The organism is Curtobacterium phoenicis, from assembly GCF_047238015.1.
GTDB lineage: Bacteria > Actinomycetota > Actinomycetes > Actinomycetales > Microbacteriaceae > Curtobacterium.
This window is the reverse complement of record NZ_JBDFLZ010000002.1, coordinates 483,558-495,842: the sequence shown is the minus strand read 5'-3', so window position 1 is coordinate 495,842 and position 12,285 is coordinate 483,558. Positions and strand designations below refer to the sequence as shown.

The window sequence follows — 12,285 nt, the reverse complement described above, 5'->3', positions numbered from 1 at the left end:
GGTCGGGTCAGCGTCCGGGCCGTACCGGGCGGTCACTCCGTTTGCACCGTCGGCCGGCCGTCGACGAAGGTGAGCTCCGTCCCGGCGATCAGCCAGGTGTGCCCGTCGTCGGGGTTGCCCTGGAAGAACAGGTACTCGCGGCCGTCGTCGTCACGGAGGTACCCCGGGTGGCCCGACTCCGACTGGTTCCAGCTGCCCGCAGGGCCGGCGGGCACGAGCGGCGCATCGGATCCGCGCGTCCACGTCCGGCCGTCCGGGCTCGTCGCCCACCCGATCTGCTGCGGAGCGTTGTTGTACGCGCCGGCGTAGAACACCGTGAACTGCTCGCCGTTCCAGCGCAGCGCCGGGGCCTCGATGCAGTCCTGCTCCCACGGAAGCTCGGGTGCGAGCGCCGGCCCGTCCGCCGAGAGCTGCTCCCAGTCCGCCGGACCGTACGCACTGCCGACCCGTGCCCGCGACGTGCCGAGCAGCTGCGTCGTCATCGTCGGGTCCCGCGTCACCCACGCCAGCAGCAGCCAGTCCCCCGCGACCACGAGGTCGGCGTCGATCGCCCGGCCGCACGTCCAGTCACCGGTCGGTCGGAACACCGGGTTCTCCGGGTTCGGCGTGAACGTCAGGCCGTCGTCGCTGACCGCGTGGCAGATCGAGTCCTCGCGGCCGCGGCCGTACGTCTGGAAGAAGAGGTGCACCCGACCGTCGATGACGACCGCGCCCGGGGCCGCCGCACCGCTGCGGTCGTACTCGCCGAACGGCGGCAGCACCGCGACGGTGCGCCACGACACGAGGTCGTCGCTCTCCGCGATGCCGACCGACCAGCCCTCGGGTTCGTCGTCGCTCGGGGACGGGAGCGAGCAGTACAGGAGGTACCGACCGCCGAAGCGGATCACCGACGGGTCCTTGGCGTAGGGGCGGCCCCGGCGGGAGGTGTCGCCCCACGGTTCGCCGAGGAGTCGGACGGAAGCGTCGTCGCTCATCGTTCCACTGTGCACCCACGGACGCGCCTGAGGCTCCTCACAGTCCCGGCCTCACGGCGCATCGGCGTGCTTATCGTGTTCGGCGGAGGGGGTGTCATGAGCGGGGAACTGCGGCTCGACGAGCGCGGACTCAGCGGACTGGTCCGCGAACTGCAGGCGCACGGAGCGACCAGTGACGGGCATGCCGCCGACGCCGACGCCGCACTCGCCGCCGCTTCCGGAGCGCTGACGACGGCCACGATCGCGGGCGCTGTCCAGCGTCTGGCCGACCGGTTCCGTGGGAACGCCGACGACGTCGGGACACGGATGACCAGCCTCGGCTCGTCGCTCACCACCGCGGCACACGCGGTGCTCACTGCCGACGGCGGACTCGCCGGTGCGGCCGAGCGGCTGGAGCGGTGAGCGTCCTCGCCGGGGCGCTCAGCGCTTCCGACGTGGTCGAGGTCACCGACGACGCTGCAGCCCTCCGCGCCGCCGCCCGCCGCTTCGCGGCCGCGACCGAGGGTGTGCTCACCAGCGCCACCAGCGGCTCGACCGCGTGGGCGGCCCTTCCGACCGTGTTCACCTCGGAGGCGCTGCAGCCGGCACTCACGCCGCTGATGGACCCAGCCGTGCAGAAGGCACGTCAGATCCAGGCCGCCGGCGAGGACTTCGAGCGGGTCGCCCTGCGCGCGGCCACCAGCATCGAGGCGCTGCAGCACCGCCACGACGCACTCGTCGCCCAGATCGAGCAGTTCCACGCGTCCGCCCCGGGTCGAGTCGCTGCCGAAGCCGCCAGGCAGGCTGCGTCGGGAGACCTGCTCGGCGCCGTCGGGACCGTCATCGAGCACTGGCAGCAGGTCCCGGCACTCGTCACCGAGGAGCTCGGCCTCCGGATGCAGGTCCGGTCGTACAACGACGACGTGTCCTCGACGATGCAGTCGATCGCCGCGCAGTTCGACACGATCACGCCGTCCTCGGTCGACGCGCACCCGGTGCACACCGCCGCGGATGTCTCCGGCAGCGGCTCGGGCTCGGGCTCGGGCTCGGGCTCGGGACACGGCAACTGGTTCGAGGATGCGTGGCGTACCACGAAGGCCGCCGTCGGGCTCGGTGGCGCCGTGCTCGGTGCCGAGGCCGAAGCGATGTGGCCGCACGTGCAGGACGCCGCGGCGGTCGCCGGCAACATCCTCGCCTCGCTCGGCAACGCCATGGTGGAGCACCCGGACGAGACGCTCGAACTCCTCGGCGGCATCGCGATGATGGCCGGAGGCAGCGCCATGGAGGTCGGCGGCGGAGCGCTCGACCTCACCGGCGTCGGAGCCATCGGTGGCGTCCCCCTGAACATCGCTGGCGCTGGCGTCATCGCCGCGGGCGCCGGCATGGCCGCCACCGGCGCGACCCAGATCGGCGTCCACGCGATGACCGACGACCGCGAGGCGCCCTACCGCACCGACCACGCGTCGGAGGCGGACAAGGCCCGACGCGCGAAGGAGCCGAACGAGGACCACCCCGGCCGCAGCAAGGACGGCACGTACCGGTCCCAGAACAACGACGAAGCCCGCGTCGACGCCGCGCAGAAGGAGGCCGAGGGCATCAAGCAGGTCGAGAAGCAGCTCGGCACGAAGATCGACACCACCAAGGTGAAGGCAAAGGTGGACGGTGTCCCGAACGGGCGGGTCTACGACGGCCTCGCGGAGAAGCCCGACGGCACCTACGTCGGCGTCGAGATCAAGAGCGGCACCGCGAGCCGCAACGCAGAACAGCGTGCTTTCGACAACGCCGTCAGTGCGGAGAGCCCCGCCACTGCGACCCTCAACGGCAAGACCATCAAGATCACCGAGGTGATCGAGCGGAAAGTACCCTGAGACCGATGTTCGTCATGACCACCAACTCGGCCTCCAGCATGCGGCTGACCGACGCCTTCCGGCCGTACCGCGAGCAGATCCGCTTCAACCTCGGGCAGCTCGACAACGACGAGGACTGGGCCTACCAGCTCTGGTACGTGCCCGACTCCGCCGGCTGGCCCGATGCCCCCGGCTACTCGGACGAGGACTGGAACAGCCGGTACATCCAGGCCGGCGGCAGCGCCGAACGGATAAGCGTCGAGATCCAACGCGTCGAGGACGGCGAGCTCCGCCACTACGTCGTCGGCCGAGAGCACGACGTCGACGAACCACTCACCGAGACGGTCAACGTCGCCGGCACCGACCACCCCGTGCACCCGGCCGAGGTGTTCGACGCCGACGAAGCCACCGACGTCTTCTTCCACTACTTCCAGGACAGCGGCACCGTGCCGGACGGGTACGTCCTGCGGTACCTCGACCTGTCGTAGACCCGGCGAATCGTTCGCGGTCACGTCGTCGACGGCGGATGCGGCGAGGCGCCCGTGATCATTCTGTACCGCGGAGAAGATGGGCGTCGAACTGCGCCGTCGGGCCGCCGACGGCGCAGTTCCGGTGCTCCATCGTCGGCCGCGAGCACGACCTGCCGGAACCGCCGACGAACACCATCGACGTGCAGGACGTCCACGAACGTCGGCACCCCGCCGAGCTGTTCACCGCTGACGGCGCAGCATCCGTCTTCCTGCACTACGTTCGGGATCAGAAGGCGCGGGAGATCACGTCCGTCATCTTCGAGCAAGTCCCGACGCACTCGCCTCAGACAGGAAACCTCGTGTTCATCAACACGGTCAACAGCGCCAACAGCTCCGAGCTCTCGGACGAGTTCCTCTCCTACCGCGACCAGATCCGCCGCATGCTCGGTCTGCTCGACGGCAGGAGCGAAGGTCGCTTCGCCTACCAGCTCTGGTTCGTACCCGACTCGGCCGGCTGGCCCGACGCACCCGGCTACTCAGACTTCGACTGGAACAGCCGCTACATCCAGGCCGGTGGTAGCGCCGAGCGGTTGAGTGTCGAGATCCAACGCGTCGAGGACGGCGAACTGCGCCACTACGTCGTCGGTCGGGCGCACGACGTTGACGAGCCCCTTACCGAGACGGTGAACGTCGCGGGCACCGACCACCCCGTGCACCCGGCCGAGGTGTTCGACGCCGACGAAACCACCGACGTCTTCTTCCACTACTTCCGGGACAGCGGCACCGTGCCGGACGGGTACGTCCTGCGGTACCTCGACCTGTCGTAGACCAGACGAACGACAAGAGCCTCGGCTCCCTGCGAAAGGGAGCCGAGGCTCTTGTCGTGGCGGTACCGGTGGGATTTGAACCCATCGCCGTGCCTGCAGGGGCACTGGACTGGATGGCGGATCGGCGTGAGCTAGCGGTTGTTCGCCCCGGCGCCGGACAGGTCGAGCCGGTCCGAGCCAGGTGGCGCCGCACCAAAATGCACCACGGCGCACCGCGCCCTGCTGTAGCCGGCCTCGACGATGAGGGCACTCCGAGTCCTGTGAGTGACTGAGCCCTCCTGACTTGATGGAGTTGTCTAGTTCTGCCACTTCCGAGAGGCCGCAGCGGGTACGTCCATCGCGTGTTGAAGGCGCCACCGACTTGTTGGACCAGTCGACTCGCCCTATCGGGTGCACACGAGGACAATGCCAGAACGCGAGGCGGTGCTTGCGGCAGGGGCCCGCCTCCGGGTCGGTCCGGCCTCGCCTGGCTCGCCGCCGACACCGACTTCGCAGCCAGGACAGTCTTCCGGTCCCTCTCCGGATCCAGGTCGGTCCGTCGGCGCGGCTGGATCAGATGGCTAGCACCCCCGTTCACGGGTCATGTGCCGAGCGCCCTTCAATTTCGGCCGTCCGGATGCAAAGGTAGAGGTTGTGTCGCATTCTTCTTTCGCTACGCTGGCCGAGTCGCTATCGGGTGCCGCACTAAGCGGAACGGGTACAGCATCCTTCGGAATCCCCGCGGACTTGAACTTCTTCGTTGAGCCGGTCCTCGTCTTCAAAGAAGGTCTCGACGATCTCGCCGCCGACGTGATCCTCGTTTCCGCGAGAGGAGCGGCCGGAAAGAGCCGCACCGCAGCCGAGCTTGCAAGACGAGCTGGAGCACCTCTTTGGCGCCTGGAAAGAGACGCAGCCGTGAGTCGCGCCGCTCTCCCCCACGCGTTTGACTCTTACCTGAGCACCGTGAACGCGCTAGCCACCGTGAGGAGTCGCAGCGAGGCACCGGCAGTCTTGATCGATTCGCTTGACGAGGCGCGTTCTCGTGTCTCCGCTCAGTCGTGGGACGAGTTCCTTCAGTCCCTCGCCAACGCGAGCGAGCAGGGACTCCGCTTGGTCCTGTTCGGCAGAGACAGGACGCTGGAGGAAGTCTGGTTGAAGCTCACGGACGCGGGCCGAACCGTCGCCTGGATGGAAGTCTCGCATTTTCCTGTCGAATCACAGAAAACTTACATTGACGGTCTTGTGTCGCATCGCGGCGCGCCCGCAGCTATCGGGGGGCGCCACTACGCGGAAGCGCGAGACGCGCTCCTCAGCGCGCTGGCCGGTTCGGTTACCGACGATACCGTCGAGACTTTCGTTGGCTACGCCCCAGTGCTCGACGCCGTCGCCGCTGTGCTTGTCGACGAGCAGAACCATTACAAGCTAGCGCAGGATTTCCGGTCTCGCTCGAGCAGCCCGAGACACATTGACGTCCTTCGGGATATTCTCGACAGCCTCCTCATTCGAGAGCAGGGCAAACTTGAGCCCCTATCCAGGGATCTCGGACTTCCGCCGCAGTCTCTCTACACGCCGCAAGAGCAGATCGAGTGGCTTTGGCACGACATCACAGGTACAAGCGCACCGAAACTGCATCAGATAGTTGACCCCGCGGCGGACCTTGAGTACCGAAAGCAACTCCGCCCATTCCTGAATGATCATCCGTTCCGCTCAGAACAGCATTGGGCAAGCGTGGTATTCGAGGCATACGCTGCTGCCTTCAATTTCGAGATTCTGACTCCTTCCACTCTTCTTCTTGAGGTCGGCAACCATTCTGGACTGCTGTTTGACTTCGTATCAACAGTGCCATCGGAGCAGAAGTCAATTTACATTGATGAGCCTCAGTTTGCCGCGCTGCACTCATCCATCCTCGCTGGGGAGTATTCGGGGAGCCCTGCGAACGTTAGCTTGATTGACAACGAGCAACTGGGCTTCGTGGGCCATATGGAGGTCGTCCGATCGAGCGGACCACTAGCACTCAACTTTGATCTGATCCCAGAGAACTCGACTCACCTGACCCTTGCCGGCCCCCTCGAGTCCTTGACCGTCGTAACAGAATCAGGCATCCGCATTGCACCCCTTAGGGGCGGACGCGCGATTGGACCTGACCTCTACTTGCGCGCGACAGCCCTGCGCCTGGACGGCGATGAAGCCCGTTTCGCGAGGATCGGGTCCGGCTCAACCCCGGAGTTCTCTGATTCACGTTTCGAAATCGAGGGGAAGTCGATAGATCTTCCCAGCTTCATTTCGGTCGCGCCAATGCCGGGGACGTTTGAGCTCGCAGTGCCGGAGGAAGTCGACTTGATCTACCCCTGGACCACTTATCGAGTAGCACTTGAACAAGACGACGATATCGACCCGCAATCGAAAGCGATTCGGTTCTTGAACAAGCTTCAAAACCTTGCACGAACCCACGGTCATACGGACGGAAGAGCAACCTACTTCATGAAACTTCAGGGCAGACAGCCCTTGAAGTCCGCCCAGCTTCGCAATGTATTGAAGTTCATGGAGAAGCGTGGCGCGCTCAGGATGGACGGCGACCTCGTATTCCTTACACCAGAAGCAGACAAGCATCGGTTCAGCGGCAAATCGGTCCCGGGTCAACAGACGATCGAGGACGAGTGGACGTACTGGGGCCCGATCGTGCGCGGGATTGAAGAGATGATCGCCCACGGGTGAGACTGGTCCGGCGATTTCGTCCCGCGCTCAGTGTCATCGGGATTCAGGAGCCGTGTGACTCGTCGCGCCACCCTGCGTTAGCAGCTGGTCCGCGCGCTGCCGACTGAGCGCCGCAGTCAGGTTGTCCAGGTCATCCGGGAACAACGCCGCGTAGGTGTCGAGCGTCACCTTCGCGGACTTGTGCCCTAGCATCCGCTGCACGACCTTCACGTTTGCGCCCGCGCTGATTGCCAGCGAGGCTGCCGTATGGCGGAGGTCGTGTGGCGTCACCCGACGGAAGCTCGGATCCTCGGCCATGGCCCGTTTCACCGCTTGCGCGAACCATCCTTGATGCGAGTGGCCTGGGCGAAGAAAGCCTCCAGATGGTGACAACCAGAGGCGCTCGTCGGGATGCTTCCCATCACAAGCCGCAGAGACAGCGGCATCGAGAAATTCCGGAAACGCGATAGAGCGCCGTTCGTGGGACTTCACGCCACCAAGAACGTGCTGGCCGTTGACCTCGGTTACTGCTTCACGGATGTTGGCGCGAGCCCCTTACGACCCTGACCGACGGCCCTTTCCCTTCTCTCGCCGATACGAAGCGTGTGTCCGTTTTGTAAAATTCTCAACGCGCCCGAGATTGCCCCATGAAGAGCTAGTGATCAACTCGCCCCTCGCAACCGACCCAGTCTCCTGATCACTATTCAAAACCCGTTTGGTGGCGCCTACCTCGAAAGCGTGTTCATTACCCCCACAAGTTCCTGGAGCTGCACCTGGAACCTAGTGCGCCCCAGGGAATGAGAACCGCGTAGAAATCCTCCCGGACGCATCTCGCTTGCCCGCAAAACTTTCCCGGAAGTGAATACGGTATTGAATCGCCTCAGCGCGTGATCACTCTGATGCGCTAAAGCATTACGAAGAACCGAAGCGCGCTCTAGGGCCTCCCGCTCCGGCTTGCCCAACTGACTGAACGGCTCACCGTCCTTTAGAAATGCCGGAGCGCGCTGCCGCGTGTGTTGATCATATGGAAGCCAGTCAACATACTTTCGACCACCCGTGACTAAACCCACAGCAACGGCGCGACTGGTTACCCGCACCAGAGGCTGCACACCCGGACGCGGGTGCTCGTATTTTCCGCTCATTAGCCCAATAAACAGGTCCTCAAGCTGCTGCTCAAAAAAGGCAAGGTATGCCACGTAAGCACCCGCGTACACCTGATTGCGGTCGGCTTCCGATTTGCAACGTGCAGCAATCCGTGCTGAGTACCCGATCAAATAACGCGCTCGTCGAGCGCACGCGTCAGCTACCGCACTAGTCGGCTTCGATGGCATTTTTCACAAAGTTGAATCGGGTGCGCCGGCGACCAAGGTCAGCTGACGCGCGTTGCATGGCATCGAGTACCGCAGCCGGCACTTCTGACGTTCGCAGCCGATCGCCGATCTCGATAAGGCGAGTTACGGTGTTTTTTGGGAGCTTTCGGGGTGCTGTGCGTATGCTCACATCCGATCCGAGGCCCCAAACCAAGTCATAGATCACCGCGAAAAGGGTGAAGAAGTTAACCTCGCTTCGCCACGCCGAAGCGGACCGAGCATGTAGCTCCTGACCCAGAAGTTTGTCAATTGTGTCCATTACAAATCGGAAACGTCCGGCATATTGCTCGGCTCCAGGCCATTCTAGGTCGTTACTCGCGTAGTATTTGTCGATCTTCGGTTGAGATTTGCCGGTCAGCCCCGAGACTGCGTTCATCAGGAGATCACTGACAAGGTCCACTTCCCGCATGCGGGACACCTGATCCTCGGTGAATATTCCCCAGTCACGCCAGCGGTCCAACTGTTCGGTTGCTAGCTCGTAGGCGTAAGTTTTGAACGCACCGGCATACTCTGCATTGCGCAACTCTTGCTGATTAAGCTTCTGGCCAGTCGAGTTCATTCGAGCGAAAACTTGAAGCACGTCTCGGTCTTCAAAGGTGAGCGGAAGGACATGCGTGCTTATCTCATACCCGAGGATCGCAGTCCGAACTTCTTTCGGCAAGCGACTAAAGGGCTTCTCTGCGATATCTGAGTTGTGGATACGCCTCACCGTAAAAAGATCTCTGGCCTCGTCGAGATCTGGGAGCGCCGTCGGGTCTATAAAGGATATTAGAGTGCGAAGTCGCTGCTGACCATCGACGACCTCTCGCAGATTGTAGTGCGTATCGAGGTCGATTGACTCCCGTATAAATATGATTGGGATCGGGAGACCCCGAACGATTGTATCGATCAAATAGGACTTTTGGCTCACGTTCCAAACTGAGCGTCGTTGGAAGGCAGGGCTCAGTTGAAGCTGCCCTTGCCGTTGCCAGGATAGAAAGTCTGCAACGCGAAAGGTGGTCTGTGTAATGTGGGCCGCAGGCATGCGTCCTCCTCGCTCAGGTGCATCGTATCGGAGGCGCGGGGCGCGCAGGGGTCCCATGGCCTCCGCAGGTGTGACCAGTTGTTGAGACTCGACTCCATGTCTATTACTTCGACCACCCCCGCTTACCCCGGACTCCTATGCGCGCTCATGGGTGGTTGAGTGCCCATCTGAAGTGTGGCTTCTGTTGCACCCACTCAGGTTGCTCTGGCATATACCCCAGTGCCATAGTCGCGGCTGGCTGTGCGCCTGTGGTTCTAGGGTCTCCCGCGGGCCTCTGCCACACATCTGTGCGCTGATCTAGAGCTTCAGCGGCGCAACGCGGTGGCGAGGCCCAGTGGAGACCGACGTGAAGGCTTGCGCTTCGCTGCGCACACTCGAGGAACAGGCGAGTGGGCCTGGCACACCGGGTCCGACGCGCCGTCGCTCGCCCCGCTGCCAAGGAGGAGGCAGGCACGGCATGGGGTCGTGCGCTCAGGAGAGTGCACCAGAGATGCACCAAGGACGCTCCTCAAAAGAAGAAAACCCCCGCGTGAACGGGGGTTTTCTGTGGCGGTACCGGTGGGATTTGAACCCACGGTGGAGTTGCCCCCACACATGTTTTCGAGACATGCTCCTTAGGCCGCTCGGACACGGTACCGGGAGCGAGTTTACACGACTCGGGAGGCCCGTCCGACCACCGCAGGTCGGCTCCCCTCCACAGGCGGCTGGTCGGGTGCGCTCGTCCACCGTTCAGCCGGCAGTCGAGAAGGGTCGAGCGGCCCCGCGTACCGTCCACCGCATGAAGTCACGCACCATCATCGCCCTGCTCTCGTCGATCCTCGGCGGACTGACGGTCGTCGGTGCCGGCCTGTTCGGCGCCCGGGCGGGCATCCGCGGGCAACGCGCCGCCTCCCAGCGCGTGGTCGACATGCTCCCGGTCAACGCGCAGTGGTGGCGAGAGCACCTGCAGCACGACGGCCAGTTGACGTACCTCGCGATCGGCGACTCCGCTGCCCAGGGCGTCGGAGCGACCGTCCCGAACCGCGGGTACGTCGGCCTGCTCGCCCGTCGCATCCGGCACCGGTCCCGGATGACCGTGCGGGTGGTGAACCTCAGCGTGTCCGGCGCGACGACGTGGGGCGCGAAGCAGGAGCAGCTGCCGAAGCTCCGCGGGTACTCGCCGGACATCTGCACGGTGTCGATCGGCGCGAACGACATCGCCGACTTCGACCCCGACAAGTTCGAGCGGAACATCCGGACGATCTACGCTGCGATGCCGTCGCACGCGATCGTAGCCGAGCTGCCGTGCATGTTCGTGCCGGACCGGGAGCGCAAGGTCGCGGTCGCGAACGAGATCGTCCACCGCGTGGCCGAGGAGTTCGGCCTGACGGTCGCTCCCCTGCACGTGATCACGAAGCGCGTCGGACTCCGCCGGACGTTCTTCAACAGCTACGGCGACCTCTTCCACCCGAACGACCGCGGCTACGAGATCTGGGCGAGCGCGTTCGAGCCGGCCGTGGACGCCCGCGTCGACACGGTCGCGGCGATCCGGCAGTACCTCTCCGCGCGCGAGGCCGAGGAGCTCGGCTCCGGAGCGGGCGCGGTCGCGGCGGCCCGCGCGGAGCAGGACACCGACGACGCCAGTGCGCTCGACCATGCAGACCGCCCGAGCCGGGTCGACCGGCTCAGGCGTCGGATGACGGGTTCGATCCCGCTGCCCGAGCACACCGAGCGTCGCACGGGTGATGTCGGCGGCTCCGCCTAGCCTGACCGTCATGGCACGCCCGCAGTCCCTCTACCGTTGCGCCGAGTGCGGCTGGACCAGCATCAAGTGGGTCGGCCGCTGCGGCGAGTGCCAGACGTGGGGCGCCGTCGAGGACACCTCCGCCGCGTCGGCGAGCACCCGGGGCACCGCGGCCGTCGCAGTGGCGGGCGCACGGGTCGCCCGTCCCATCACCGAGGCTCGCGGCACGGCGGTGCAGCGCTGGCAGACGGGCATCGTCGAGTTCGACCGTGTCCTCGGCGGGGGCGTCGTCCCAGGGGCCGCGGTCCTGCTGTCCGGTGAACCGGGCGTCGGCAAGTCGACCCTGCTGCTCGAGGTCGCCTCGCGAGCTGCGGCCACGGGGAAGCGCGTCCTGTACGTCAGCGCTGAGGAGTCCGTCGACCAGGTCCGGCTCCGTGCCGAGCGCACTGGCGCGATGCACGACGACCTGTACCTGGCGAGCGAGGTCGACCTCGGCGTCATCCTCGGCCAGATCGACCAGGTGCAGCCCGACCTCCTCATCGCCGATTCCGTCCAGACCATCTCGTCGAGCACGATCGACGGCATCGCCGGCGGCACGTCGCAGGTGCGCGAGGTCGCCTCGACGCTGATCAGGGTCGCCAAGGAACGCGCCCTGCCGGTCCTGATCGTCGGTCACGTCACGAAGGACGGCACCATCGCCGGACCGCGACTGCTCGAGCACCTCGTCGACGTCGTGTGCCACTTCGAGGGCGACCGCCAGACCGCGCTGCGGTTCGTGCGCGCCCTGAAGAACCGCTTCGGCCCGACGGAGGAGGTCGGCTGCTTCGACATGGGCGGCGACGGCATCCACGAGGTCCCCGATCCGAGCGGGCTCTTCATGTCCCGCAACGGCGCACCGGTCTCCGGGACCTGCGTGACGGTCGCGCTCGAGGGCCGCCGTGCCCTGCCCGTCGAGGTGCAGGCGCTCGTCGTCCCGAGCTCCGCACCGCAGCCGCGCCGGGTGGTCAACGGCGTCGACGCCTCCCGAGTCGCGATGCTGCTCGCGGTGCTCGAACGCCGCGCGGGGCTGAAGCTCTCCGATGCCGACGTCTACGTGTCGACCGTCGGCGGCATGAAGCTGACGGAGCCGGGCGCCGACCTCGCGATCGCGCTGGCACTCGCGAGCGCGGCGCGGGACCGTGCGTACCCACACACGTTGGCGGCGATCGGTGAGATCAGCCTCGCGGGCGAGATCCGCCCGGCGACGGGGGCGAAGCAGCGGGCCGGCGAGGCCACTCGGCTCGGCTTCACCACCGTGCTCGGTTCCGGTGCCGAGCACCTGCGCGAAGCGCTGCGGGTGGCGTTCTCGATGACGAAGTCGGCGCGCGAGCGCGAACTCGATCGCGCGTTCTGACCGGC

At 65.5% G+C, this 12,285-nt stretch carries 10 protein-coding genes and 1 tRNA gene; 7 read left to right on the top strand and 4 right to left on the bottom strand.

The genetic code is table 11. The features are described from left to right. Positions 1-32 precede the first annotated feature (32 nt). Positions 33-974, bottom strand: a complete 942-nt coding sequence (locus ABC270_RS02560) for a glycoside hydrolase (protein ID WP_412879354.1) — start codon at positions 972-974, stop codon at positions 33-35. A gap of 96 nt (positions 975-1,070) precedes the next feature. On the opposite strand from ABC270_RS02560, the gene ABC270_RS02555 reads away from it, so the two are divergent. The 5 genes from ABC270_RS02555 to ABC270_RS02535 all read left to right on the top strand — a co-directional run bounded on the left by ABC270_RS02555 (position 1,071) and on the right by ABC270_RS02535 (position 6,791). Next, entirely contained in the window at positions 1,071-1,376 is a 306-nt protein-coding gene (locus ABC270_RS02555; protein ID WP_412879353.1) for a hypothetical protein, read from the top strand. Beyond that, positions 1,373-2,821 (top strand): hypothetical protein, encoded by a 1,449-nt coding sequence (locus ABC270_RS02550; protein WP_412879352.1) that lies wholly within the window; start codon positions 1,373-1,375, stop codon positions 2,819-2,821. The genes ABC270_RS02555 and ABC270_RS02550 overlap by 4 nt, the downstream gene beginning before the upstream one ends. Before the next feature lie 5 nt (positions 2,822-2,826). Next, positions 2,827-3,288 (top strand): hypothetical protein, encoded by a 462-nt coding sequence (locus tag ABC270_RS02545; RefSeq protein WP_412879351.1) that lies wholly within the window; start codon positions 2,827-2,829, stop codon positions 3,286-3,288. Between the two features lie 182 nt (positions 3,289-3,470). After that, the gene (locus ABC270_RS02540; RefSeq protein ID WP_412879350.1) at positions 3,471-4,097 is read left to right on the top strand and encodes a hypothetical protein; all 627 of its coding nucleotides are present in this window, start codon (positions 3,471-3,473) and stop codon (positions 4,095-4,097) included. Positions 4,098-4,823: 726 nt separating this feature from the next. Beyond that, the gene (locus ABC270_RS02535; protein WP_412879349.1) at positions 4,824-6,791 is read left to right on the top strand and encodes a hypothetical protein; all 1,968 of its coding nucleotides are present in this window, start codon (positions 4,824-4,826) and stop codon (positions 6,789-6,791) included. 33 nt (positions 6,792-6,824) lie between these two features. Here ABC270_RS02535 and ABC270_RS02530 read toward each other — a convergent pair whose 3' ends face one another. The 3 genes from ABC270_RS02530 to ABC270_RS02520 form a co-directional block, all read right to left on the bottom strand. Beyond that, complete coding sequence (locus tag ABC270_RS02530) at positions 6,825-7,262, bottom strand: site-specific integrase (protein WP_412879348.1); 438 nt, start codon at positions 7,260-7,262, stop codon at positions 6,825-6,827. A gap of 819 nt (positions 7,263-8,081) precedes the next feature. Next, positions 8,082-9,164 (bottom strand): GmrSD restriction endonuclease domain-containing protein, encoded by a 1,083-nt coding sequence (locus ABC270_RS02525; RefSeq protein WP_412879347.1) that lies wholly within the window; start codon positions 9,162-9,164, stop codon positions 8,082-8,084. 547 nt (positions 9,165-9,711) lie between these two features. Next, a tRNA-Ser gene (locus ABC270_RS02520) sits at positions 9,712-9,801 on the bottom strand. A 141-nt stretch (positions 9,802-9,942) separates the two neighbouring features. Between ABC270_RS02520 and ABC270_RS02515 the strand changes: the two genes are divergently transcribed. Together ABC270_RS02515 and radA are read left to right on the top strand one after the other, a co-directional pair. Then, a complete protein-coding gene (locus ABC270_RS02515; RefSeq protein ID WP_412879346.1) occupies positions 9,943-10,908 on the top strand; it encodes an SGNH/GDSL hydrolase family protein in 966 nt (321 codons plus the stop codon). A gap of 10 nt (positions 10,909-10,918) precedes the next feature. Next, a complete protein-coding gene (radA, locus tag ABC270_RS02510) occupies positions 10,919-12,280 on the top strand; it encodes a DNA repair protein RadA (protein WP_412879345.1) in 1,362 nt (453 codons plus the stop codon). Positions 12,281-12,285 lie beyond the last annotated feature (5 nt).

What these genes read in the sequence shown, in the direction of transcription:
- radA (WP_412879345.1), top strand. Translation starts at nt 10,919, where the DNA reads ATGGCACGCCCGCAGTCCCTCTACCGTTGCGCCGAGTGCGGCTGGACC.
- ABC270_RS02515 (WP_412879346.1), top strand. Translation starts at nt 9,943, where the DNA reads ATGAAGTCACGCACCATCATCGCCCTGCTCTCGTCGATCCTCGGCGGA.
- ABC270_RS02545 (WP_412879351.1), top strand. Translation starts at nt 2,827, where the DNA reads ATGTTCGTCATGACCACCAACTCGGCCTCCAGCATGCGGCTGACCGAC.
- ABC270_RS02525 (WP_412879347.1), bottom strand. Translation starts at nt 9,164, where the DNA reads ATGCCTGCGGCCCACATTACACAGACCACCTTTCGCGTTGCAGACTTT.
- ABC270_RS02555 (WP_412879353.1), top strand. Translation starts at nt 1,071, where the DNA reads ATGAGCGGGGAACTGCGGCTCGACGAGCGCGGACTCAGCGGACTGGTC.
- ABC270_RS02560 (WP_412879354.1), bottom strand. Translation starts at nt 974, where the DNA reads ATGAGCGACGACGCTTCCGTCCGACTCCTCGGCGAACCGTGGGGCGAC.